Here is a 24,306-nt window from a genome sequence, read left to right as displayed (position 1 = left end):
GAAATTAAGGTTAGACTAATGGTTCACAACCTACCGCAAAAATATTGACACTTACCTCGAGGGCCAAGCGGTCATCAAAGTCGCTAAACGGTGTTATAATATTATCAGATTGAAGAAATATTATATTCAACAATTAGGCTGATAACTTAACGGTAGCACTCTTGTTCTGGTGTACTGCAATACACCACTAGTTATTAAATTGGGGAGTAAGAATAACGATGAAGCGATTTAAATTTTTAGAAACTAAGCGGACACCGCGTTATAGTTTACGTAAGCTTAACGTTGGTGTGGCTTCGGTATTATTAGGAGTAACCATTTTTGGAATTAACTTTACAAATCATTCTGTAAAGGCAGCAACCACAGAAAGCGTTGAAAGTTTCAATAGTTCAGCAAACAGTAATTCGCAACAAACTTTAGCAGCTGTATTGACAACTGCTGGACAAACTAAGGGTATTAATGCAATTGGTGCAGTGAAAGTGCCTGATAGTCAAAATGATGCTAATAAGGCCATCGATGATGCTCTTAACAAGAAGAATAGCGGAATTAATGGAGCAACCAATATTGATCAAACTACTAAAGACAAGTTGAACCAAGCAGCTACTGATGCAGCAGATAAAGCAAAAGAAGCTATCACCAAAGCTACAACAAACAATGATGTAGCTACTGAACAAACTAATACTCAGAAAGCAACTAGTGCAACAGGAAAAGTTCAACAAAGTAGTGCAAGTAACAATGCAACAGCTAATAATTCTACAGAAGCTGCGACAACCTTACAATCTGCACCAAAGACGCAAGGTAGCGCTGACACTGATATTAAATCATTAGCAGCTAAATCAGCAGCAAAATTAGCAGCTAAGAATTTATTGGCAATGAATTTAGTGAAAAATCCTGGTACTGATATTAAATCATTAGCAGCAAGATTAGCAGTTACGAATTTAGCGGCAAATCCTGGTACAGTAGGTCAAAATGGCAATAATACTCAGCCAGCTAAAGAAAATCAAGACTTGGCCAATAAGACTAATCTGACTTCTTCAGATAACTACAGTTCTAATATCTATAAAGGTAAAGATGGAAATTATTACAAGATTGTAACTATTTATGGTAATGACTACGTTTACCATGCTGCTGATATTCAAGCTAGTGGTGCTGATCGGAATGGGAATCCTAAACAAACAGCTGAAGATATTAAAAATAATATCAGTATTTCTAAAGAAGATTTAGGAAATGGTCAGACCCGTTGGACTGTTACTTTCTTCCCTAAGATGGGATTACAAAATGCTGACAGTAGTAAATTACATGGGTTAATTTCTGCAAAATTTGGTATTGCTCTCACTTCTGACTACCAAATCGTTAGTAATGTTGACGTGAAAGTAAAAAATAAAACTGATCAAAAATATACATATTATAAATTTGAGCCCGGTAGCAGTAGCGCTACTGACAGTACAGTACAAAATCCACCATCTGAAGTAGACTTTTCATTTAATCCTAACACAGATGTTGATTCAGATACTGGTTTAATTAATAGTGAAACCCTGCCAGCTTATAACAATAAATATTTGCAAGGCTCATACTATTTCACTACTGATACTAATCCTGGTGCTAATAACTTATGGCAGACTTACTTTAAAGATGCATATGATGGGTCCCCTTATCTAGGTGGCAATCATGACTTTCATTTTAATACTTTTAAAATTGCAAGTGAAACTGGAGTTGACGGTGCAAAATATGGAGACTCAATCATTTATGACACACGGGGTGGAGTTAATGGCGTATTTAACAGTGTTAACTTTAACCAAGCAATGGAATTTAAGTCACATGGTTACGCAAGTAAACTTGTGTGGAATGATCTATCACAACATTCTTCTTATGTTATTTCCTTTACTACGCAACACACAGACTCTCATGAAATAGGTTTGATTACAGGTTCGGGAAATCAACAATTCTCAGGAATCTCAGCTAATATTTATTCTTTTCAGGATGTCTACTATAACATGATGTCTAGCTTATATGGTGAGCAGAGAGCACTGGATGCAGATGGTAAACCATTAAAAGCTAAAGATATTATTCCTAATTGGGATGATGCCAATAATTATATGGCTAATAATATTAAGACCGACTATTTAAATAATGCTCAAATTAATGTTTTGCGGAATAAAATTCAAAATAACATTACAGACTCTGATGCTTTAAAGAATATTGCTAATGAAGGAAATTCTTTAAACGATGCTATGAAAAATCTTGGTAATAGTATCGGACAGTATGATTCTGATGGCAAGTTTACTAATCATAAAGTCGATACAACTAAGGCTTCAGATAGTTATAAATATGCTGATTCAGATAAAAAATTAGCTTATGACAATGCGACAAAAGCAGTAAGTAATATAATTTCTGTAGAAAAGGGTACAGTTAACAAAAGTAATGGTACCTATGCAGATCTAAAGACGGTAAAAGCGCTTACTGATGCTGAAAATAATGCTTGGAACGAACTTAATGGTGTCAAGAAGAACGCTACGGATGCAATAAAGGCTATTAATGATGCTGCAACAGCTAAGAAAGCAAGCATTAATAACTCTGCTATCTTAACTAATGAAGAAAAATCCACGTTAGTTGACCAAGCACAAAAACTTGCTGATGACGCAATTGCTAACATTAATAAAGCAACAACTAACGATACAGTAAAAACTGCTAAGGACACTGGTGTTCAAGCTATTAAGAACATGCCAATTCCAACAGCTTCTAAGACCAAGAATGACGCTAATAGTGATCTTGATAACACAGCTGATGCTGCTAAGCAGGCCATCGATAAAACTTCAGGTTTAACTGCTGATCAAAAGCAAGCAGCAAAGGATCAAATTGACCAAGCTGTTACTGCTGCTAAAGACAACATCAATAAGGCTTCTGATGACACAGGTGTTGCAGATGCAACGGATGCAGGTAAGCTCGCAATCGACAAGGTAAGTGCAAAGGCTGCAATTGATGGAGCACTGACTGAAAAGAATAATTCAATTGATACTGCTCCTAACCTGACTGATGAAGAAAAGAAAGCTGTGAAGGAACAAGCTAATAAAGCCGCTGATAATGCTAAATCAGCTATTAATACAGCTCAAGATAATGATGCTGTTAAGAAAGCACAAACTGATGGAGTTAATAACATCAATGGAATTACAGTTCCAACTGATTCTGATGTTAAGAAGAACGCTAATAGTGATCTCGCTAAGACAGCTGCTGCTGCTAAGCAGGCCATCGATAAAACTTCAGGTTTAACTGCTGATCAAAAGCAAGCAGCAAAGGATCAAATTGACCAAGCTGTTACTGCTGCTAAAGACAACATCAATAAGGCTTCTGATGACACAGGTGTTGCAGATGCAACGGATGCAGGTAAGCTCGCAATCGACAAGGTAAGTGCAAAGGCTGCAATTGATGAAGCTCTTAACAATAAGAAGAGCGCAATTGCGAAGGTGCCATTAACTGCTGAAGAAGCCAAGCCTTTAAACAACCTGGTAGATCAAGACGCTGATGCTGCTAAGGCTGCAATTGATGCCGCTACTACTAGTGCAGCTGTTGAAACTGCCAAGAACAATGGTGTTGAAACAATTAACAACATCAAAGTTCCTACTACTTCTGCAACTAAAGACGATGCCAACAAGGCAATTGATGCTGTTTTAGCTAAGAAGATTGAAGAAATCAACAACGCTAACTTAACTGATGATCAAAAGCCAAGCCTTATTGATCAAGCTCAGAACGCAGCTACCCAAGCTAAGGAAAATATTCGGAATGCTTCAACTGATGAAGACGTTCAAACTGCTAGGAACAACGGAATTGCTGCTATTGAAGAGATTACTGTTAAGAGTAATTCAGTCGATGACCAAGATAATTCTGCAACTAATGCGGGGGACAGTAGCCAAACTGGTCATATTCAAAAGGATAAGTTCCCAGAAGGCACTACAGTTACAGTTGGCGATGATGGTACAGCTACAGTAACGTACCCAGATGGTTCGAAGGATGTCATTGCTGGTACTGATTTAGTCATCGCTCCTAAAGGCGAAGATGTTCTTGGAAGCAAGTATCATTCACACAAGAATGGTTCAAACTCTAGTCAAGCTGATAGAGTTAAGGGAGCTTCTACTACTAATGGCAGCATCGCAAACGCTGGTAACAACCTAGCTGTTAAGGGTGAAAGTGATAATGCTATTGGTAATAACAAGGCTACTAGCTTAAAGACATTACCACAAACAGGCACTAAAGATACTTCAATTTTGGGTATGCTTGGTATGCTTTTAGCTTCACTTGGTCTATTCGGATTTAAGAAGAAGCGCGATAAAGAATAATTTATAATAGTTTTTTATAAATTCTATTGGTAAAAGTATCTAGAGAAAGTTAATTCTCAGATTTAAAAAGACGATCGAAAACTTTTGAAAAATTGTTTTTGATCGCCTTTTTGTGTGAAATGAAAACAAGATTCTACGTAAGCGTAAAATAACCGAGTATCTAGATTAGTTTTAGATTTCAATTATGATTAATTTATCAATATTTTGGAGGTTATTCATATGTCAGAAAAAAAGCTAATCGTCCCTCTTGCTCGTGAGCCAAAAGCTAAAAAGTCTAAGTCAGCTCGTAATCATTTACTGCTTTCTTTAAAGAAAAATGACCTAGAATTAGACTTCCAATGTCATTAAGTTAAGCTATTGACATTGGAGAAAAAAACAATTAAAGCATCATTTGGCTTTAGATAGCCAATTTGATGCTTTTTTGCGTAGGCAAATAACCAGTCTATGAGTTCTTGTTTATTCTGATCTGCTGTTGTCATGTCGTTTAATAAGTCCTTTTTTGATATCACGTTCCATAAGTTGACGAACTATGTTCAGGTAGTCTTCTGGAATAGTGTAGCCATGATAGAAATATGGTACTTCACCATCGATAGAAATACCACCAGTTTCATCACCTTTAGGCGATGGACTAGGATTATCTGTCTTGCCACTTAAATAATCGGCTGATGTGTGTAGTACATCTGCAACTGCATTAAGTGCATCAATTCCTGGTCTTTGATTCTTCCAATTGTAAATGGAGTTTCTACCTAAACCTGCCTTGTCATTTACTTCACGGAGATTCATTGCCACATATGCCAGAGATACTTAAGCTAGTAAACTTTTATTATTCGAAACTGCATTTTTATCAAACTACAGCGGAAAAAGAAAAAGTTTATCATGTTAATCCTAAGAGAGCACAAAGATTGGCTCATAAGGCCACGCAAAAGAAAGCTATTGGTACCAAAGCACAACAAGCTTTGAAAAAACAATTTGAGCAGTCAAAGATAGCCAAGAAAAAGGTAAAGAAGGATAGGAAACGTGAAGAACAAGAAAGACGTTTCTTACAAAAACAAGTCAAACGTCGAGAAAAACACCGTGGTCATTGATGTCGAAAAAGCTCGCAATTAATTTTGCGGGTTTTCATTTTGGAAAATATGCTATAATTTAAGTAAAGAAAAAGGAGATACAAAGACCTCCTTTGTAGTCCGCTTTAAGAGCGGCGGTTAAGATTATTTTTTGCGGTGAACGCTACTCAATAACTCTTCCAAAGTTATTACATTGAGCGGCGTTTTTATTTTTTGTCGTGATGATGGTCGATGTAAGTTAGCAGAGCTAACACAAACGTACCGAACAAAAGCATCAAAGAAATACTCTCGTAAACCGACATGGTTGAACCCTTTCTGCAGTATATTGACCATAGGCCTCACCTCCGGGAGGAAAAACAACCGCCGCTCATAAAACTTTCTGCGAAAATAATTGTACAGAAATTTTGTTTGCAAAAGAAGACGAACAAGATAAAAAAGCTCGCAATTAGTTTGCGGGCTCTTATTCATGCAATTGATTATATTTGTCGCCCCATTTTTCCATTTCTAAAATTAATGGGGTAAGGGTCTCACCTAATGCAGTTAATTGATAACTTGTTTTAGGTGGTACTGTTGGAAAAATAGTTTTATCAATAATTTGATCACTTTTTAGCTCTTTTAATTGAAGTGACAACATTCGTCTGGAACAATTAGGCATCAATTTCTGCAATTCATTAAAACGACAGTGTTTTTTCTTGATTAAATGATAGATAATAACACTTTTCCATTTACCTGAAATAATTTGAAGTGTACTTTCAACAGGACAGCCTTCAGAGCAGTTATAAATATGACGTGGCATTCTTTCACCTCGATATAATAATTCAATTCTAAATCTTTAAATTTAATCAAGCTAGGGAAAAATTTGTTACTTAGTAAGGAAAAATTCACTTCTTGTTTTTATCTATGGCTTACTTACAATTAATTAGTAAATAAGGAAGGAAGATAAAAATGAAAGCAATTGGATTCAAAAAACACTTGAAGATTGATGATCCTGAAAGTTTGATTGATTTTGATATGGAAAAACCTACTGCTAAGGGTCATGACTTGTTAGTAAAAGTTAATGCAGTTTCAGTTAACCCAGTAGATGTTGGAGTTAGAAAAAGTGGACATATGGTCTTAAAAACGCCTAAAGTGATCGGTTGGGATGCATGTGGTGTAGTAGAAGAAGTAGGGTCGAAAGTTAGTCTCTTCAAACAAGGTGACAGGGTATTTTATGCAGGTTCATTTATTAGATCAGGCAGTGATAGTGAGTACCAACTAGTTGATGAAAGAATAGTTGGTCATGCTCCAAAGACTTTAAAAGATAATGAAGCGGCTGCAATGCCTTTAACCTCACTTACAGCTTATGAAGCCTTATTTGAACAAATGGGTTTAACTTGGAATCAAGAGAATAATCAGAGTAAAGCGATCTTGATTATTAATGGTGCTGGGGGAGTAGGATCAGTAGCTACACAATTGGCACATTTAGCAGGATTAACAGTAATTGCAACTGCATCCCGTCCAGATAGTATTAAATGGACACAAGATCACGGCACAGATTATGTTGTGAACCATCGTGAAGACTTGGTAAAACAAGTAAAGAAATTAGGATATAAGTATGTTGATTACATCCTAGAATTAAAGGATTTAGATGGTCATTGGAAAGAAATGTGTGAGTTAATTAAACCAGAGGGACACATTGTTTCAATTACTGAAAATCATCGTCCAATAAATTTAAGGTTGCTTACCAAAAAGAAAGCACACTTTTCGTGGGAATGGATGTATACTAAATCCTATTATCAAACTGAAGATATGATTAGTCAGCATGATATTTTAAACAAAATTGCCCAGATGTTAGATAATGGCAAACTTAAATGCACTATGACTAAGTCATTAGAACCCTTAAATGCAATAAATTTACGAAAGGCTCATAAATTAGTAGAAAGTGGTCATATGACCGGTAAAGTTGTGGTTTATGACTGGGAAAACTAAGCATTAATAGAAAGCTCGCAATTAATTTTGCAGGCTTTTAATTTAAAAAATATGCTATAATTTAGATAAAGAAAAAGGAGATCCAAAGACCTCCTTTGCAGCCCGCTTTAAGAGCGGTGGTCGATATTATAAAAACGTTGAAAACGTCGCCCTATAACTCGCCAAAGTTATTACATTGAGCGGCGTTTTTATTTTTTGTCGTGATGATGGTCGATGTAAGTTAGCAGAGCTAACACAAACGTACCGAACAAAAGCATCAAAGAAATACTCTCGTAAACCGACATGGTTGAACCCTTTCTGCAGTATATTGACCATAGGCCTCACCTCCGGGAGGAAAAACAACCGCCGCTCATAAAACTTTCTGCAGTAATATTATACCGAAACTTTGTTTGCGAAAAAAGACGAACAAGTAAAAAAGCTTGCGATTTGCGGGCTTTTCTTGTATCTAAGGTTCTTTAAACTGATTAATATCAACGCCTTCAAGTTTAAGCAACTGAATTTTCTTATCAATTCCACCGCCATAACCAGTTAAATTGTGATTAACACCAACAACGCGATGGCAAGGGATGATGATACAAATATGATTTCTGCCAATAGCACCACCAGTTGCCCGAATAGGTAAGTGGTCCTTATCTTTTGCAGCCTGTACGGCAATGTCTTTATAAGTAGTTGTCATCCCGTAAGGAATTTTTAGTAATGCTTGCCAGACTCTTTTTTGAAAATCAGTACCGATCAAATGTAATTGAGGAGTAAAATCTGGTTCTTTGCCTTGAAAATAGATATCTAACCATTTTTTAGTAGAAGCTAAATATTTATTTCCTCCTTCTGAATACTCTTTATCAAGATTGTCACCGTAGTAGCGATCAGTATCTAGCCATAAACCAATAAGTCCTTGTTCATTACTAGCGAGCAATATTTTGCCAATAGGTGAATTATAGTAAGAAACTGTTTGCATGTTTTTTCTCCTATGATAAAAATAAGATGCTACCATCCATTATGATTGGTAGCATCTTATTAATCTAATTTATTTTCTTAGCTTGTGCACCTTATGGGCTAGAACCATTTCTTTATTGCGATCTTCATAGATCATATCCTTGATGTAATTCCATGGGATTAACAAAGGCGTTTTGCTATTTTTACGGAAAATGAAGTCTGCGTGTCGTCTTTCCAAGTGACGCAAATATCTTTTAGCATTTTGAATCTTAGTATGGTGTTCCAAATGCAATCGTGGTTCGAAATCGACGATTTTGTGTTCAGCGTTGAAAATAGGTCTAACTTTATGGTGCCAGTTCTCAGCACTAGAGATATGATCGCTGACCTTTTTTCCGGCTTCTACGATATTCTCTTTGGTTGCTGGACTTTTCTGATCCTTAAACTCCGCATGTGGATCTAGATAGTAGTTGCCCAAACCATCTTGACGATAAAGTCGTATTTTCTTGAATGTCTTATTTTTCTTGTCCATTCTTACTTCGATAACGTCACCATTTTTGTGATTCATTAAATACATGTGATGTTTTCTAGTGTAATTTGCACTTTTCATGATCAGAAATCTCACCTCTACATTAATTATTCTGAAACGATATTATACCAGTATTTTAACTATATTTTTGCTTTACGAGTATAAAAGTTTATAATTTTTAAAAAGAAATTTCAATTCTTGAGAATTAGAGAAGGAAAAAATCCTAATGAAGGAACTTAATATATTTTATTATGCTACCATTTGGAGTTTTATATATTGGAATATGCTGTGCTACATATTTAAACTTAATTAATTTTATTATTAATTTTGTCTGGCATGTTTTGTTTGATAAATTACCTGTTCCTAGTTAGGCTTTACCGTTTTTTATTTGTATTCCTTAGTGAGCTATAGTTTTAGACAAAAGAATAATTAGGGAGGTATTTTTATGAACGAAAAAAACGATGCAGTAACTGGTGCTTCTTTGATAGAGAATCAAGAAGAAAAAGTAAAAAGCCCATGGCCAGGTCCTAAAGGCATGATTCCTGTAACAAGTGGGCGTGCTGACGATGCTAATGTACATAATCGTGCCTACTTAGACAATATCTTGGTGGAGATGCGTTTGCTTGATTCAGTTGAGCCAGACTTAACAACTGAGATTTTTGGTAAAAAATATGCCTCACCTTTAACTCTGGCTGCAGTCTCTCATTTGAACAAGGTTTTACCAGATAAGACACGTAAGCCAATGCAAGAAAAGGCACGTGCGGCTAAGAATACCAATACTTTAAATTGGATTGGCATGGAGTCAAACGAAGAATATGCCGAAATTGTCAAAGAGGGCGGCGATACAGTTAGAATTGTGAAGCCTTACGCAGACCATGATAAAATTATGGGCGAACTAAAACAAGCAGAAGAATTAGGTGCCGTAGCTGTTGGAATGGATATTGATCATGTGCCTGGTGATAATGGTAAATATGATGTAGTCGATGGTATTCCACTAGGACCGATTTCATTTAGCGATCTTGAAAAGTATGTTCATGCAGTTAAACTGCCGTTTGTGGCTAAGGGCGTGCTATCCGTGCGTGATGCCGTTAAGGCTAGAGATGCTGGTGCCAAGGCAATAGTTGTTTCACATCACCACGGCCGCGTTCCATTTGGCGTGCCACCACTAAAAGTTTTGCCAGCAATCAAGCAAGCACTAAATGGCAGTGGAATGACCATTTTTGTAGATGGATCATTGATGACAGGCTACGATGCATACAAGGCTTTGGCATTAGGCGCAGATGCTGTACTGATTGGTCGAGGGATTCTTTCTGAATTGTTAAAAGATGGGCAAAAAGCAACAGAAGATAAGATTAAGAAAATGAATGAGCAGCTTGCACAAATGATGTTGTATACTGGCGTTAGAGATACTAAATCATTTGATCCTAGTGTGTTACATTTTGATTAGGATAGAAAAATGAAATAGTTTATTTTTTACAGTTTACTATAATTAAGTGGCTATTAGCCTATAATAAAGGCGTTTAAAGCTATACTGAATAGTGTTATGCTTAACTCGGACGTTGTTATAAGGTAATTATTTAAAAGTAATTAGTTGTATACGAAAACATGCTTAGCTCTGGTAAAAGCTAAGCATGATGTCCCATAATATTGAGCCGCTTGTAGATTATACTACAAGCGGTTTTATTTTAGATGAAAATAACAAGTATTTCAAAAAGTGAGTATCTATGTTTTGCTATTATGGAAATGGATTGATTTAGAAAATGATGCTATTGAAATTTCATTATGAGCGGGGATGCAAAACCTTTTTTAAAAAGCATAAGAATGAGCAAAAGATAATTAAGCAGTTAATCGATCAAGCGATTACTAAGGAATTGGCAACTGGTATGACTAAAGTGAAGATCGCTGCAATGACTCGGATTGAGGGAAAATCAATTTACGAGTTTCGCCTAAATTTGAAAAAAGCGGGTTCAGCGAGAGTCGCTTTTGCAGTAAAGGATGAGCAAGTACTAGTTCTTTTGATTACCTCTAATTTACAGAAGGATAGTTTTAGTCATGAATTAGAAACTGTTCTGAAAGGAAGTCATTATGCGTTTAATTCCAATTAAGCAGGCAGAGACTTTGCTCAAAAAAATCTGTAGTAATAAAAGTAAATATGTAGAAATTAAATTATTAACGGCAAAAAAGGATCGTTCAATTAGTGTGAAAAATGATGGTAAAAAGCTAATTTTAACTGAAGATGGCTATTTGAACTTTACGCAGGAATATGAATTGACTGATCCAGCTGTTGGCCGTCATGCAGTTTTAGCGGCTTTTAAAAAGGAATTTCCGCGTAGTAATCGTGCGTATCTGATTGCTAAATAGTATACTTTAACTATAAGAAAAACTATCAGTGCTGATCAGAAAGGAAGTCTTTTTATCAATGAAATATGCAGAAAAATCTCCGGCATTATGGGATGCCATTCATCATGAAGAACAGCGCCAACAAGACACCATCGAATTAATTGCCTCTGAAAATATTGTTTCTGATGCAGTTCGTGAAGCACAAGGTTCTGTTTTAACTAACAAGTATGCTGAAGGATATCCTGGTCGGCGTTATTACGGCGGTTGTCAATATATTGATCAAGTTGAGCAACTGGCTATTGATTATGCAAAAAAATTGTTTAACGCAAAGTTTGCTAATGTACAGCCGCACTCTGGATCACAGGCTAACATGGCAGTTTATCAAGCACTTTTGAAGCCAGGTGATGTCATTTTAGGTATGGGAATGGATGCTGGCGGTCACTTGACTCATGGATCCAAGGTTAACTTCAGTGGTAAGGAATATAAGTCTTACAGTTACGGCCTAAATGTTGAGACTGAAGAACTAGATTTTGATGCCATTCGTGAAATTGCTCTTAACGTTAAACCTAAGTTAATTGTAGCCGGTGCTTCTGCGTACAGCCGCATCATTGATTGGCAAAAGTTCCGTGAAATTGCAGATGAAGTTGGGGCATACTTAATGGTTGATATGGCTCATATTGCTGGCTTAGTAGCAACCGGTCAACATCCAAGTCCTGTTCCAGTAGCTGATGTAGTAACTACAACTACACATAAGACCTTGCGTGGCCCTCGTGGTGGGATGATTTTGTCCAACAATTTAGAAATTGGTAAGAAAATCAATTCCGCTTTGTTCCCAGGCATTCAAGGTGGGCCACTTGAGCATGTCATCGCAGGTAAAGCGCAAGCATTTTATGAGGACTTGCAACCACAATTTACAGATTATATTAAGCAAGTCATTAAAAATGCTAAGGCAATGGCAGAAACTTTTGCTGAATCGGACAATATTCGTGTCGTATCTGGTGGTACTGATAACCATTTGATGATTATCGATATTACTAAGACTGGTATTACCGGTAAAGATGCTCAAAATTTACTCGACTCTGTTCACATCACTACCAACAAAGAATCAATTCCAGGCGATCAACGTTCACCATTTGTTACTAGTGGGTTGCGGATTGGTACGCCAGCAATTACTAGTCGTGGCTTTGATGAAGCAGATGCTAAGAAGACTGCGGAAATGATTATTGAAATTTTATCTGATCCAGAAAATTCCGCAACGATTGCCCACGTTAAAGAAGAAGTTCAGGCATTAACTAAAAAACATCCAATTGAATAATTTGTGTAGCAGAATTTAGCCGTCCTAGTTCTCAGCTGGGGCGGCTTTTGTTATAATAAAAAATTAAAAATAATGGAGTTAAGAATGAAGGAAACGTGATTATTTGGAAAAATTAAAAAGACATAAAATAGGCTTATTTTCAGCGATTATGCTGGCCTTGAATTCTTTAATTGGTTCGGGTTGGCTTTTTGGTTCAGGTTCTGCAGCACAAATTGCAGGTCCAGCCGCAATTTTATCTTGGATTTTAGGTGCAGTAATTATTATCTCAATTGCATTGACTTATGTAGAATTAGGTTCGATGTTTCCCGAAAGTGGTGGGATGAGTCGATACGCTCAATATAGTCATGGGCCGTTATTGGGCTTTATGGCTGCTTGGGCTAACTGGATTTCGCTAGTCACATTGGTACCAATGGAAGCCGTAGCTGCCGTGCAATATATGAGTTCTTGGCCCTGGAGCTGGGCTAACTGGACTAAAAATTTTATTAAAAACGGCAGTATTACTTTTGCTGGTTTAGGTGTGGTTATTATTTTTATGCTGATTTTTACAATGATCAATTTTTGGTCAGTTAAAATCATGACCCATTTTACCAATTTGATTTCTATTTTTAAGATCTTATTGCCTACTTTGACGATTATAGTTTTAATTGCTTCAGGTTTTCATGGACAAAACTTTGGCAGTAATTTACATGAATTTATGCCTTATGGTAGTCGGTCCATTTTTGAAGCAACTTCTGTTTCAGGAATTATTATGTCTTATGATGCCTTTCAGACGGTCATCAATATGGGTGGGGAATTGAAAAATCCGCGTAAGAATATTGTGCGTGGGGTATTGATTTCAATGTTAATTACTGCGGCAATTTACATTATGTTGCAAGTGACGTTTATTGGTGCAGTTGAGCCAGGCATGTTAGCTAAAGTAGGCTGGCATGGAGTTAACTTTACCTCACCATTTGCGGACATTGCTATTATTTTAGGCATTAATTGGCTAGTGATTTTGCTCTACCTAGATGCATTTGTTTCACCATTTGGGACAGGGGTAGCATTTGTAGCTACGGCCTCAAGAGCCCTAGCGGCAATGACACACACACGTCATTTGCCAAAATGGTTAGGTAGATTGAATCAAAAATACTTAATACCACGTTATGCGATGATTGCTGACTTTGTTTTGGCGATTATTTTAGTAAGCTTATTTAGAAACTGGAATTTACTAGCAACAGTAATCACGGCCTCAACTTTGATTGCATATTTAACTGGTCCAGTTACGGTAATGACTCTAAGAAAGAAAAGACCAGATCTTGATCGTCCATTTAATCCTGGTTATATGAAGTGGCTAGCTCCAGTTGCCTTTATACTAACTAGTTTGGCAATTTACTGGTCAATGTGGCCAACGACTATTCAGGTGATAATTGTTATTGCCTTGGGTTTGCCGATTTATTTTTATTATGAAATTCACTACCAACATTCAAATTTAAAAGAACAATTACATAGTAGTTGGTGGATGATCGGTTATTTGATTTTTATGTCACTCATGTCCTTTGTGGGCAGTAGCGGTTTTGGTGGTCAGAACTGGATTAAGTATCCATTTGACTTTGTAGTAATTATCATTATTTCTCTCGCCTTCTATTATTGGGGAATTAAGACAGGGTTAAAGAAAATCGATCCTTATGCTGAAAAAATTGCGCAAAATAAAGAATAAGTAAAAAAACTGTTGGGATTTTTGGTCTCAACAGTTTTTTGTTCGCTATTCTGCTTCATCAAGATACTTATTTAGTACCTTGAAAACACCGTTGTCGTTATTAGTAGGTGCAATAAATTTAGCAGTCTTTTTAACGATATCTTGACCATTAGCCATGGCATAACTTAAACCAGCAAATTTTAACATTTCAAGGTCATTTTCACCATCACCGAAGGCAATTAATTCACTTCTTGGCACGTCTAAATAAGCTAAAAATTCCTTTAGCCCTGCGGCTTTATTTACACCTTCAGGAATAATATCCATGTAGCTCCAACCACTAGTTGTGACGTGGATTTTTTCTGTACTACGGCTGTTGAAGCCATGTTCTAATTCATGTCGAATCTTGCTGGGATAGTCCATTGTGATCTTAGTGTATTGGTCATCAGCAGGAATTTTATTAAAATCATCAATTTCGATGCTATTAGGATAAAAATAATGATGGGACCGCTTGTATTCTGGTGGTGTACTTTTTAAAAAGTAGGAGTGCTTAACGCCACTGATTAAAATGTTTTGGGCTGCACCAGGATAGCGTGCGTGCAAATATTCAATAAAATTTAGGATGCATTTTTTTGAAAAGCTTGTTGTACGAATAATTTTTCCATCGCGAACTAAGACCGAACCATTGTCGGCAACAAAGTCAATAGAATCGATAAATTCGCTAAAGTCATCAGCCAAACGACCAGCTGGGCGGCCGCTAGCAATAATAAAATGTGCCCCGTGTTGATGCAGACGAGTTAAAATCTCGCTAAACATTTGATGATCGTATTGTTTTTCATCGTTAACAAAAGTACCGTCAACGTCTACAGCAACGGCCTTAAAGGGAAGAGTAGTCATCTAATTACCTCACTAAAATTTGATACCGTTAACAGTTTACCATTTCTTGCAAGTGCTTACATAAATTATTTATATTATGTTTAACAATAAATTTGAAATTTACGAGGTAGAAAAAATGACACCATGGTGGAAAAAAGCAGTTGTTTATCAAATTTATCCTAAGTCATTTCAGGACAGCAACGGTGATGGCATAGGTGACTTACAAGGAATTATTGCTCGTTTAGATTATTTGGAAAATCTAGGAGTTGATGCAATTTGGCTTTCACCGGTCTATCAATCTCCCGGTGTGGATAATGGCTATGATATTTCAAATTATGAAGCGATTGATCCGCAATATGGCACGATGGCTGATATGGATGAGTTGATTCAGAAAGCTAAGGAGCATCATATCCGAATTGTAATGGATCTGGTGGTTAATCATACATCTGACCAGCATCAATGGTTTGTGGAGGCACGAAAAAGTAAGGATAATCCTTACCGAGACTATTATATTTGGCGTGATCCTGTTGATGGACATGAGCCCAATAGTTTGAAGTCTGCTTTTTCTGGTTCAGCTTGGAAATTTGATGAGCAAACAGGACAATATTATTTACACTTCTTTGCGGAACAACAACCTGATTTAAATTGGAAAAATCCAGAGTTGCGGCAAAAAATCTACGATATGATGAACTTTTGGCTTGATAAGGGGATCGGTGGCTTCCGAATGGATGTGATTGAATTAATTGGTAAAGATCCCGACAAAATGATCCGTGAAAATGGTCCGATGCTTCATCCATATTTGCAAGAAATGAACAAGAATACATTTGGTGATCGAGATGTGATGACGGTGGGCGAAACTTGGAATGCGACACCGAAGATTGCAGAAGAGTACTCAGATCCAGCACGTCATGAATTATCAATGGTTTTCCAATTTGAGAATCAAGCTTTAGACCAGCAGGAGGGAAAAGAAAAGTGGGATTTAAAGCCGCTAGACTTAGGCGAATTGAAAAAGGTTTTAGTAAAGTGGCAGACAGAGCTTGATTTTAATCATGCTTGGAATAGTTTGTTCTGGGAAAATCATGATATTCCGCGCGTAATTTCACGTTGGGGCAATGATCAAAAATATCGGGTGCAGTGTGCTAAGATGTTTGCGACAGTTTTACATTTGATGCACGGCACACCATATATTTTTAACGGTGAAGAAATTGGTATGACTAATTGTCCGGTAAAAAATATTGATGAAGTAGAAGATATTGAAAGTGTCAATATGTATCATGAACGTCTGGCTGAAGGTTATGACAAAGATAAACTAATTCATGCGATCAATGTTAAAGGCAGGGATAATGCTCGTCGTCCAATGCAATGGAATGATGAGAAAAATGCCGGCTTTACTAAGTCAAAGCCATGGTTGACAGTAAATCCTAACTACAAAGAAATTAATGTGAAGAAGGCCTTGGCTGATCCTAATTCGATTTTTTATACTTACCAAGAATTGATTACTTTACGTCATGAAAATGAGATTGTGGTTAATGGTGACTTTAAGTTGGTTCATGATACTGGTGATGAAGTTCTTGCATATTATCGTATTTTAGGTACTGAAAAGTGGTTGGTGGTTGCTAACCTATCTGGTGAAGAGCAACAGTTTACGTCGACCGATCGCATTAAAGAAAACTTGCTTAGTAATTATGCTGTGCGTAATGATCTGCATGATATTACGCTTAAGCCTTATGAAGCATTTGCAGTGGCAATTAGATAAGCTAAAATTAAAAAGAACTTGAATTATTAACTTGAAGATGTTATTCTAGTTATCGTTAATCGATTAATCTATGATCTGTGATATGATCATGGCAAAGGAGTAATAAATTATGAAACAAGGTATTCATCCAGAATTTCAAGAAGTAGTTTTCATGGACTCAGCAACTGGTGCTAAGTTCTTAGCTGGCTCAACTTTGAAGCCATCAGAAACTATTGACTACGAAGGCGAAACTTACCCATTAGTACGTGTTGAAGTTTCATCAGATTCACACCCATTCTACACTGGCAAGCAAAAGTTTGCTCAAGCAGATGGTCGAATCGAAAAGTTCAACAAGAAGTACGGCTTGAAGAAGTAAGCCTTTTATCTGGTGGAAGCAGTCCCATTGGGGCTGCTTTTTTCGTTAGAGATTATTTGGCAGAATGCATGAAAGACAGTATAATGTTTTCTGTATAAAAATGTTTTTATGGGAGTAAATATTCAATGAAAATGCAAATGGCGGAAATTGCCAAGGCTTTAAATACTACTTGTGAAGGTGACAATCAAACTGTTATTACTTCTGTTGCCTTTGACTCCAGAAAGATCACAGATGGTGGATTATTTGTACCACTTGAAGGTGAACGTGATGGGCACGAATTCATAGCTAGTGCTATTAATAATGGTGCTTCTGCTACTTTATGGAAAAAGGGGCATCCGAACAAGCCAGAAGATATTGCGGTTATTGAAGTTGATGATCCACTTGCTGCTATGCAAGAGCTTGCTCGCTATTATTTGCGTAAGGTTAATCCAACCGTAGTGGGAATTACTGGTTCAAATGGTAAGACTACTACCAAGGATATGATTGCTGCTGTTTTGTCTAAACGCTTTAATGTACATAAAACTCAGGCCAACTTTAACAATGAGATTGGTGTGCCAATGACCATCCTTGAGATGAAGCCAAATACTGAAATTTTGGTGCTTGAAATGGGAATGGACAGACCAGGTCAATTGCATCATTTAAGTGAATTAACCCATCCAGATGTGGCCGTAATTACAATGATTGGTGAAGCTCATATTGAATTCTTTGGCAGCCGCGACAAGATTGCAGATGCTAAGATGGAAATTACTGACTTTTTGCGTGAAGATGGCGAATTTATCTTCAATGGGGATGAACCATTATTGCAAGAACGTGCTGAGAAATTGGATCAAGCTAAAGCAACTTTTGGTTTTAGAGATGAAGATACAGTTCATGCAACTGGCTTTAAGAGTTATATGCATCATGCTACCTTTACAGTTAATGATTCAGAGCAAAAATTCTCAATCCCAATGATTGGTAAACACAATGTTTCTAACGCAATGGCCGCAATTAGTGTTGGTCGTCATTTTGGTGAAAGTGATGAGGAAATTGCCTCATCATTGTCTAACTTTACCCCAACGGCTAATCGGATGGAGTGGGAAAAAGGCGATGCTGGCGAAAGCATCATGAGTGATATCTATAACTCAAATCCAACTGCTGTTAGAGCTGTATTGACTAGTTTTGGCCAAGTTGAAGTAAAAGATAATGGGCGCAGAATTGCTGTTTTAGGTGATATGTTGGAATTAGGTAAAAACTCCCCTGAATTGCATGCTGGCCTTGAGGATACGTTAGATCCACAAATTATTAACGAAGTTTACTTATATGGCTCTGAAATGAAGAATTTGTATGATGCTTTACAAGATAAGTATGAGCCAGAGCATTTGCATTATTATACACAAGAACAGACAGATCGAATGATTGACGATCTGAAGAATGATATTAAGTCGGATGACATTGTTGTATTGAAGGGTTCACATGGAATGCACCTGGAAAATGTCTTGGCCCGACTAAGATAGGAGAACAATTTTTTTGAAGTTTTCAGAATTAGGATTAAATGACGCGCTTCTTAAGGCAATTAAACGCTCAGGCTTTGAAGAAGCAACGCCAATCCAGGAACAGACTATTCCCCTTGCTTTGCAAGGCAAAGATGTAATTGGTCAAGCCCAGACTGGTACCGGTAAGACAGCTGCGTTTGGCTTGCCAATTTTACAGATGATCGACAAAAAAGAAAAAGCAATTCAAGCGGTTATTATTGAACCAACGCGTGAACTTGCTATTCAGACGCAAGAAGAATTATTCCGTTTAGGTCGTGACGAACATGCTCATGTTCAAGTGGTCTACGGAGGAGCAGATATTGGTCGTCAAATTCGCTCATTAAAACATCATATACCATCAATTTTAGTTGGTACTCCAGGGCGATTACTTGATCACCTTAAGCGTAAGACAATCAATTTGGATCAAGTTAAAGCAGTTGTTTTAGATGAAGCAGATGAAATGCTGGATATGGGCTTTATTCAAGATATTGAAAGTATTTTGAAATATGCTAAAAACCGGCAACAAACTTTGCTCTTTAGTGCAACAATGCCTAAGCCAATTTTGCGGATAGGCGAAAAATTTATGGATCACCCAGAAATTGTCCGCATTAAAGCTAAGGAATTAACTGCTGATTTGATTGAACAATATTTTGTTCGTGCTAAAGAGTCTGAAAAATTTGATATTATGTGTCGACTAATTGACGTGCAGGGTCCAGATTTGGCTTTAGTCTTTGGTCGCACCAAACGTCGCGTAGATGAACTTACGCGCGGTTTGCAAGCGCGTGGCTACAATGCGGCGGGAATTCACGGTGATCTATCGCAAGCGCGTAGAATGTCAGTTTTGAAAAGATTTCGTGAAGGTAAGCTAGATATTCTGGTTGCTACTGATGTAGCTGCCCGCGGACTTGATATTTCAGGCGTAACCCACGTTTATAATTATGATATTCCCCAAGATCCGGATTCATATGTTCACCGTATTGGTAGAACTGGTCGTGCGGGGCAAAATGGAATCTCTGTTACTTTTGTTACGCCAAACGAGATTGGCTATATGAGAACCATTGAGCAATTGACTAAAAAGAAGATGTCGCCGCTTCGTCCGCCAACAGATGATCAGGCATTACATGGTCAATTAAAGCAAGCAAAAATTGAAATTGAAGATTTGATGAACGGTGATTTGGGTAAATATACCCAAGGGGCAAGTGAGCTGCTGGATAACTATTCAGCTCTCGACTTAGTTGCAGCCTTTTTAAAGAACTTGGCTAAAGATGAGGTTAAAGTCAAGATTACCCCAGAAAAGCCGTTACCATACAAGGGTGATGGTCGCCGCCGTCGTGGTAAAGGTCATGGCCGTAGCGATAATAATCATGGACGCGATAACCACCGCCGTCGTAACAATAATTCATACCGCCAAAATGGAACCCGCGGTAAGTGTGGTCGTGGCAACGGACATGAATTTGTAATCAAGAATAAGAAAGATTAAGATTTTATCTTAAAAAGGGAAGTTGTAATTTTTACAGCTTCTTTTTTGTATTATAATGATGTCATTGTGTGAGGTGAAAATAATGATTAAAGGAGTAGGAATTGACTCGATTGAAGTTGAACGAGTTAAGAAGATCGTGGACAAAGGGGATGCTTTTGCCAAAAAAGTATTAACTCCCAAAGAATTTGATCAATATCAAAAAATGGCAGGCAAACGTAAAGTTGAATACCTAGGCGGACGCTTTTCATTAAAGGAATCTTTTTCTAAAGCAATGAGAACGGGTCTGGGAAAGTATATTGGTTTTCAAGATGTCGAAACTTTATGGGATGATTTAGGTCATCCCGTTATGACTTCAACTAAGTTTGATGGAAATATTTTCCCAAGTATCACACATGATAATCATGAAATTATTACATTTGTAGTTTTGGAGGAAAAATAAAAATATGGTTCCAGGCTATCACCGTCCAGCCGTTGTAAAGGTAAATTTGGGCGCAATTAGAAGAAATATAAAAAATGAAATGAAACATCTTGCAACAGGGCAAAAGATGTTAGCTGTAGTTAAGGCCAATGCTTATGGTCATGGTGCAGTTGAGGTGGCTAAAATTGCGATTGAGGAAGGTGCAGCAGGCCTTTGTGTAGCTATTTTAGATGAGGCCTTGCAATTGCGTCATGCTGACATTGTTAAGCCAATTTTAGTTTTGGGAGTAGTTTCTCCAGAATACGCTCCAATTGCGGCCGCAAACAATGTTTCATTAACGATTCCTAACCTTGAATGGCTAAAGGAAACAGAAAAATATCTTGAAAAGGAACACTTGCAATTAAAGGTTCACATTGGCGTAGACTCAGGGATGGGACGGATCGGTTTCAATGAAGATGCTGATTTCGTTGCCGCTAACGAATTTTTGCAAGATAATGATAATTTTTACGTTGAAGGGATGTTTGCCCACTTTGCCTCTGCTGATAGTGCGGATGATACTTACTTTAAGCATCAAGTGAAGAAATTTGCTCATATGAGAAGCTTATTAACAGTAAAGCCACAATGGATTCATGTAGACAATACGGCAGCCAGCATTTTTGATAAAAATATTCCGAGCGATTGCGTTCGTTTTGGTATTGGGATTTATGGCTTAAATCCATCATCTAATCCATCTAGTCCTGATTTAAAATCATCAATTCCACTTGAACCAGCAATGTCATTTGAAAGTGAATTAACTCATGTTAAAATGATCCATCAAGGTGATGGTGTAGGATATGGGTCTACTTTTGTAGCTGATCAAGATACAATTATTGGAACTGTGCCTGTTGGCTATGCTGATGGCTTTATTAGAAAGTTTCAAGGCTTTAAAGTTAAAGTTGGAGACGAATACTGTCCAATTGTCGGCCGAATTTGTATGGATCAATTTATGGTCAAAATGCCAAAGAAAATGCCGTTAGGAACTAAGGTAGTCATCATTTCCAATGATCCAACAGCGCCAAATAATATTAAGGCCGCCGCAGATTATGTTGATACTATTCACTATGAAGTAGCATGTTTGTTAAACGATCGTTTACCTCGTGTTTACTATGAAAAATAAGTTAGGCAATAAAAAAATGCTTCTAGAACAAAAATCTAGAAGCATTTTTTGGTAGATCAGTTTTTTAATCCTTAACAGGGTGTTCAATAAAGACACCTGGATTTTCATCACTCATAATAGTCATGCCGGCTTGCAAATCTTCGATTTCAGAAACTACGAAACCTTTTCTTTGTAACTTATCAACAATCGTTCTCATGGTAATATCTGAGACACCAGCGGGGAGAGTAAAGAGTGTTCTTCTAACAAAATTACCTTCGAGTTCGCCAGCAGCTGCATCAAGTGTCATTACACTAGACATATTAGTGTGCTTAGACACAATCTTGGACATCTTGATCAAGTTACCACGTGTATTGTCAGATAAAACGGTCAAAACGTATGAACCATTTTTAACATCCCACGCATCTGACAACATATCAAGCATTCTTGAGTGAGTAAGAATACCATAAAAATGATTATCTTCATCAAGGACAGCAATATAAGGCAAGTCCTTAATGTTGAAAAATACCTTGAAGAATGGTGAATTGACCTTAATTGTCTTAGTGGCATTCTTAAGTAAGTAAGTTACTGGTAGATTCATATCGCCACCTTGTGACTTATGACGGTAGATATGCATCTTATAAATGTTACCACGGAAAATAGTACCAGTATCGTCAACGATTGGCACACATCTGTAGCCTGAATCTTCTAAAACTTTTAAAGCTTCTGCTAATGTGGCTTTTTCATTAACTGTTGTTAAATAATCTTTTTTAATAACTAAAGATTTAATAAGCATGAGTTCGCCTCCGAAAGTGAGAAATGTTTCAAGTAATTATAGCATAGTTGATGAGTTAATTAAATATTAATTAAAGTTCATCTGAAGTAACAACTATATTTTAACAATAGTTAGACAAATAAAAAAGCATCTCTAAAAAAGAGATGCCTTTAGATGAAACAAGTTTTAGATTATTGACGAACCTTAACGCCAGTTTCCTTAAATGCCTTGTCCATAACCTTCTTCAATTGATCTGCAGAAGCAGTCATCAATTCTTGTTCCTTGTCACTTAATGGCATTTCAATGACTTGTTCAAGACCCTTACGGCCAACAACTGCAGGAGTACCAATATGAATGTCATGTAAGCCATATTGACCGTCCATAGGAACTGAAAGTGGAAGTACACGGTGTTCATCGTTCAAGATAGCCTTAGCGATCATTGCTGAAGCAGTACCGATTCCGTAGAAAGTAGCACCCTTCTTGTTAATGATGTCGTAAGCCATGTTAGCAACTTCCTTGTGGATGTCTTCAAGCTTAGATTCATCCATACCGTGAGCCTTAACCCAGTCACTAACCTTTACGCCACCAACATTGTTGTAGCTCCATGCTGGGAATTCAGTATCACCGTGTTCACCAAGCATGTAAGCATTAACTGAACGTGGGTCAACATGTTCCATTTCACCGATAACCTTTTGAAGACGACCAGTATCAAGTGAAGTACCTGAACCGATAACACGATCCTTAGGGAAACCTGACATTTTCCAAGTTGCGTGGGTTAAAATATCAACTGGGTTAGCAACAACTAAGAAAATACCTTCAAAGCCTGATTCAACAACTGGTTCAACGATTGATGATAAAATCTTCAAGTTCTTGTTAACAAGGTCAAGACGAGTTTCGCCTGGCTTTTGTGGAGCACCAGCAGTGATAACTACTAAGTCTGCATCCTTACAGTCAGGGTAGTCAGCTGCATAGATATTCTTTGGTGAAGTCCAAGGGGTAGCATCAGCTAAGTCAATTGCGTCACCTTCAACGTGTTCCTTAGCGATATCAATAATACCCAATTCTTCGGCGATACCTTGTTGTACCATTGAGAATGCGAAGGTTGAACCTACAGCACCATCACCAACAAGAATAACTTTACGAGGTCTTTCATCTCTTGGCATAAATAAAAATCTCCTTTTTTATTAGTGATATTTTTAACAAAATGAATTATACCATGATAGCAAGCATTAATAAAATTATTATTTCCTAATTGTGCTATTATATGTAAGATTGTGTGCATAGTGAGGAGTAAAAATAATGAAGATAATTGCAGGTTTAGGTAATCCAGGACAAAAATATGATAAAACAAAGCATAATACTGGTTTCATGACAATGGATCATTATTTGAATGAAAAGGGTTTGTCACTGGATAAAGATAAATTTGAAGGTCATTGGACTAAGCAAAAAATAAATGGTGAAGATGTAATTTTGCTTGAGCCGCAAACCTTTATGAATGAATCAGGTCGTTCAGTTAGTCAAGTGGCTAACTTCTTTAAGGTTGATCCAGCAGATGTGCTAATTATTCAAGATGATATGGATATGCCAATTGGTAAAATTAGAATTAGAGCTAATGGCAAATCTGGTGGACATAATGGAATTAAAAGCATCATTCGAGATTTAGGGACGGAAAAGTTTAATCGTTTGAAGATTGGTATTCGTCATCCGAAAAATACAACGGTTGTTTCATGGGTTTTGACACCATTTAATGATGAACAACAAAAATTGATGGATGATGCATTTGCGACAAGTGTAGATATTATTGACGACTTTATCAGCGGACATGGTAGTCAATATTTAATGAATAAATATAATTAA

At 37.0% G+C, this 24,306-nt stretch carries 25 protein-coding genes; 16 read left to right on the top strand and 9 right to left on the bottom strand.

Annotation, left to right across the window (positions count from 1 at the left end; translation table 11 throughout):
• Positions 1 to 218: 218 nt before the first annotated feature.
• Positions 219 to 4,328, top strand: a complete 4,110-nt coding sequence (locus CP352_RS09375; RefSeq protein ID WP_098034930.1) for an LEA family epithelial adhesin — start codon at positions 219 to 221, stop codon at positions 4,326 to 4,328.
• A 219-nt stretch (positions 4,329 to 4,547) separates the two neighbouring features.
• On the top strand, positions 4,548 to 4,676 hold the full coding sequence (locus CP352_RS11485; RefSeq protein WP_255405212.1) for a hypothetical protein: 129 nt from the start codon (positions 4,548 to 4,550) through the stop codon (positions 4,674 to 4,676).
• A 108-nt stretch (positions 4,677 to 4,784) separates the two neighbouring features.
• Here CP352_RS11485 and CP352_RS09370 read toward each other — a convergent pair whose 3' ends face one another.
• The gene (locus tag CP352_RS09370; protein WP_013085776.1) at positions 4,785 to 5,111 is read right to left on the bottom strand and encodes a helix-turn-helix transcriptional regulator; all 327 of its coding nucleotides are present in this window, start codon (positions 5,109 to 5,111) and stop codon (positions 4,785 to 4,787) included.
• A gap of 8 nt (positions 5,112 to 5,119) precedes the next feature.
• On the opposite strand from CP352_RS09370, the gene CP352_RS09365 reads away from it, so the two are divergent.
• Entirely contained in the window at positions 5,120 to 5,413 is a 294-nt protein-coding gene (locus CP352_RS09365; RefSeq protein ID WP_080514222.1) for a YjdF family protein, read from the top strand.
• 185 nt (positions 5,414 to 5,598) lie between these two features.
• Here the strand turns inward: CP352_RS09365 and CP352_RS09360 are convergent, their stop codons facing one another.
• Together CP352_RS09360 and CP352_RS09355 are read right to left on the bottom strand one after the other, a co-directional pair.
• Positions 5,599 to 5,667 (bottom strand): putative holin-like toxin, encoded by a 69-nt coding sequence (locus CP352_RS09360; protein ID WP_223876185.1) that lies wholly within the window; start codon positions 5,665 to 5,667, stop codon positions 5,599 to 5,601.
• A gap of 185 nt (positions 5,668 to 5,852) precedes the next feature.
• Entirely contained in the window at positions 5,853 to 6,188 is a 336-nt protein-coding gene (locus CP352_RS09355) for a helix-turn-helix domain-containing protein (protein WP_013085779.1), read from the bottom strand.
• Positions 6,189 to 6,337: 149 nt separating this feature from the next.
• Between CP352_RS09355 and CP352_RS09350 the strand changes: the two genes are divergently transcribed.
• Positions 6,338 to 7,360, top strand: coding sequence for a zinc-binding alcohol dehydrogenase family protein (locus tag CP352_RS09350; protein WP_089142823.1), 1,023 nt, complete (start codon positions 6,338 to 6,340; stop codon positions 7,358 to 7,360).
• A gap of 188 nt (positions 7,361 to 7,548) precedes the next feature.
• Here the strand turns inward: CP352_RS09350 and CP352_RS09345 are convergent, their stop codons facing one another.
• From CP352_RS09345 to CP352_RS09335, 3 genes are all read right to left on the bottom strand, one after another.
• The gene (locus tag CP352_RS09345) at positions 7,549 to 7,617 is read right to left on the bottom strand and encodes a putative holin-like toxin (RefSeq protein ID WP_223876185.1); all 69 of its coding nucleotides are present in this window, start codon (positions 7,615 to 7,617) and stop codon (positions 7,549 to 7,551) included.
• Between the two features lie 188 nt (positions 7,618 to 7,805).
• Positions 7,806 to 8,315: a methylated-DNA--[protein]-cysteine S-methyltransferase gene (locus CP352_RS09340; protein WP_098034929.1), complete on the bottom strand. Its 510-nt coding sequence runs from the start codon at positions 8,313 to 8,315 to the stop codon at positions 7,806 to 7,808.
• Positions 8,316 to 8,384: 69 nt separating this feature from the next.
• Complete coding sequence (locus CP352_RS09335) at positions 8,385 to 8,900, bottom strand: hypothetical protein (RefSeq protein ID WP_005718512.1); 516 nt, start codon at positions 8,898 to 8,900, stop codon at positions 8,385 to 8,387.
• A gap of 364 nt (positions 8,901 to 9,264) precedes the next feature.
• Here CP352_RS09335 and CP352_RS09330 point away from each other — a divergent pair, with 364 nt between their 5' ends.
• From CP352_RS09330 to CP352_RS09310, 5 genes are all read left to right on the top strand, one after another.
• Positions 9,265 to 10,266 carry an alpha-hydroxy-acid oxidizing protein gene (locus tag CP352_RS09330; RefSeq protein ID WP_089145260.1) on the top strand — a complete coding sequence of 334 codons (1,002 nt, stop codon included), beginning with the start codon at positions 9,265 to 9,267 and terminating at the stop codon, positions 10,264 to 10,266.
• A gap of 313 nt (positions 10,267 to 10,579) precedes the next feature.
• Positions 10,580 to 10,924, top strand: coding sequence for a hypothetical protein (locus tag CP352_RS09325; protein WP_005726293.1), 345 nt, complete (start codon positions 10,580 to 10,582; stop codon positions 10,922 to 10,924).
• A complete protein-coding gene (locus CP352_RS09320; protein ID WP_023488497.1) occupies positions 10,905 to 11,180 on the top strand; it encodes a hypothetical protein in 276 nt (91 codons plus the stop codon). The genes CP352_RS09325 and CP352_RS09320 overlap by 20 nt, the downstream gene beginning before the upstream one ends.
• 58 nt (positions 11,181 to 11,238) lie before the next feature.
• Entirely contained in the window at positions 11,239 to 12,474 is a 1,236-nt protein-coding gene (gene glyA / locus CP352_RS09315) for a serine hydroxymethyltransferase (RefSeq protein ID WP_089147402.1), read from the top strand.
• Positions 12,475 to 12,577: 103 nt separating this feature from the next.
• Positions 12,578 to 14,170 carry an APC family permease gene (locus CP352_RS09310; protein WP_089145576.1) on the top strand — a complete coding sequence of 531 codons (1,593 nt, stop codon included), beginning with the start codon at positions 12,578 to 12,580 and terminating at the stop codon, positions 14,168 to 14,170.
• A 45-nt stretch (positions 14,171 to 14,215) separates the two neighbouring features.
• On the opposite strand, the gene CP352_RS09305 is transcribed toward CP352_RS09310, so the two are convergent.
• A complete protein-coding gene (locus CP352_RS09305; RefSeq protein WP_089147547.1) occupies positions 14,216 to 15,043 on the bottom strand; it encodes a Cof-type HAD-IIB family hydrolase in 828 nt (275 codons plus the stop codon).
• 115 nt (positions 15,044 to 15,158) lie between these two features.
• Here CP352_RS09305 and CP352_RS09300 point away from each other — a divergent pair, with 115 nt between their 5' ends.
• The 6 genes from CP352_RS09300 to alr all read left to right on the top strand — a co-directional run bounded on the left by CP352_RS09300 (position 15,159) and on the right by alr (position 21,698).
• Positions 15,159 to 16,778 carry an alpha-glucosidase gene (locus CP352_RS09300; RefSeq protein ID WP_065990111.1) on the top strand — a complete coding sequence of 540 codons (1,620 nt, stop codon included), beginning with the start codon at positions 15,159 to 15,161 and terminating at the stop codon, positions 16,776 to 16,778.
• Between the two features lie 109 nt (positions 16,779 to 16,887).
• Positions 16,888 to 17,133: a type B 50S ribosomal protein L31 gene (locus CP352_RS09295; protein ID WP_005721090.1), complete on the top strand. Its 246-nt coding sequence runs from the start codon at positions 16,888 to 16,890 to the stop codon at positions 17,131 to 17,133.
• Between the two features lie 125 nt (positions 17,134 to 17,258).
• Positions 17,259 to 18,626 carry a UDP-N-acetylmuramoyl-tripeptide--D-alanyl-D-alanine ligase gene (gene murF, locus CP352_RS09290; protein ID WP_005721091.1) on the top strand — a complete coding sequence of 456 codons (1,368 nt, stop codon included), beginning with the start codon at positions 17,259 to 17,261 and terminating at the stop codon, positions 18,624 to 18,626.
• Between the two features lie 13 nt (positions 18,627 to 18,639).
• Positions 18,640 to 20,124: a DEAD/DEAH box helicase gene (locus CP352_RS09285; protein ID WP_089150396.1), complete on the top strand. Its 1,485-nt coding sequence runs from the start codon at positions 18,640 to 18,642 to the stop codon at positions 20,122 to 20,124.
• Positions 20,125 to 20,206: 82 nt separating this feature from the next.
• Positions 20,207 to 20,563, top strand: a complete 357-nt coding sequence (gene acpS, locus CP352_RS09280) for a holo-ACP synthase (protein WP_005721641.1) — start codon at positions 20,207 to 20,209, stop codon at positions 20,561 to 20,563.
• A 4-nt stretch (positions 20,564 to 20,567) separates the two neighbouring features.
• Positions 20,568 to 21,698: an alanine racemase gene (gene alr, locus CP352_RS09275; RefSeq protein WP_089145579.1), complete on the top strand. Its 1,131-nt coding sequence runs from the start codon at positions 20,568 to 20,570 to the stop codon at positions 21,696 to 21,698.
• A 64-nt stretch (positions 21,699 to 21,762) separates the two neighbouring features.
• Here the strand turns inward: alr and cbpA are convergent, their stop codons facing one another.
• Both cbpA and CP352_RS09265 read right to left on the bottom strand, forming a co-directional pair.
• Positions 21,763 to 22,470 (bottom strand): cyclic di-AMP binding protein CbpA, encoded by a 708-nt coding sequence (gene cbpA, locus CP352_RS09270; RefSeq protein ID WP_005721098.1) that lies wholly within the window; start codon positions 22,468 to 22,470, stop codon positions 21,763 to 21,765.
• A gap of 170 nt (positions 22,471 to 22,640) precedes the next feature.
• Entirely contained in the window at positions 22,641 to 23,612 is a 972-nt protein-coding gene (locus CP352_RS09265; protein WP_013085799.1) for an L-lactate dehydrogenase, read from the bottom strand.
• A 136-nt stretch (positions 23,613 to 23,748) separates the two neighbouring features.
• Here CP352_RS09265 and pth point away from each other — a divergent pair, with 136 nt between their 5' ends.
• Positions 23,749 to 24,306 carry an aminoacyl-tRNA hydrolase gene (gene pth, locus CP352_RS09260; protein WP_023488504.1) on the top strand — a complete coding sequence of 186 codons (558 nt, stop codon included), beginning with the start codon at positions 23,749 to 23,751 and terminating at the stop codon, positions 24,304 to 24,306.

Source organism: Lactobacillus sp. UMNPBX1, from assembly GCF_002554085.1.
GTDB lineage: Bacteria > Bacillota > Bacilli > Lactobacillales > Lactobacillaceae > Lactobacillus > Lactobacillus crispatus.
Note: the sequence above shows the minus strand (reverse complement) of the source record. Positions and strands in the feature narration are given on the sequence as shown.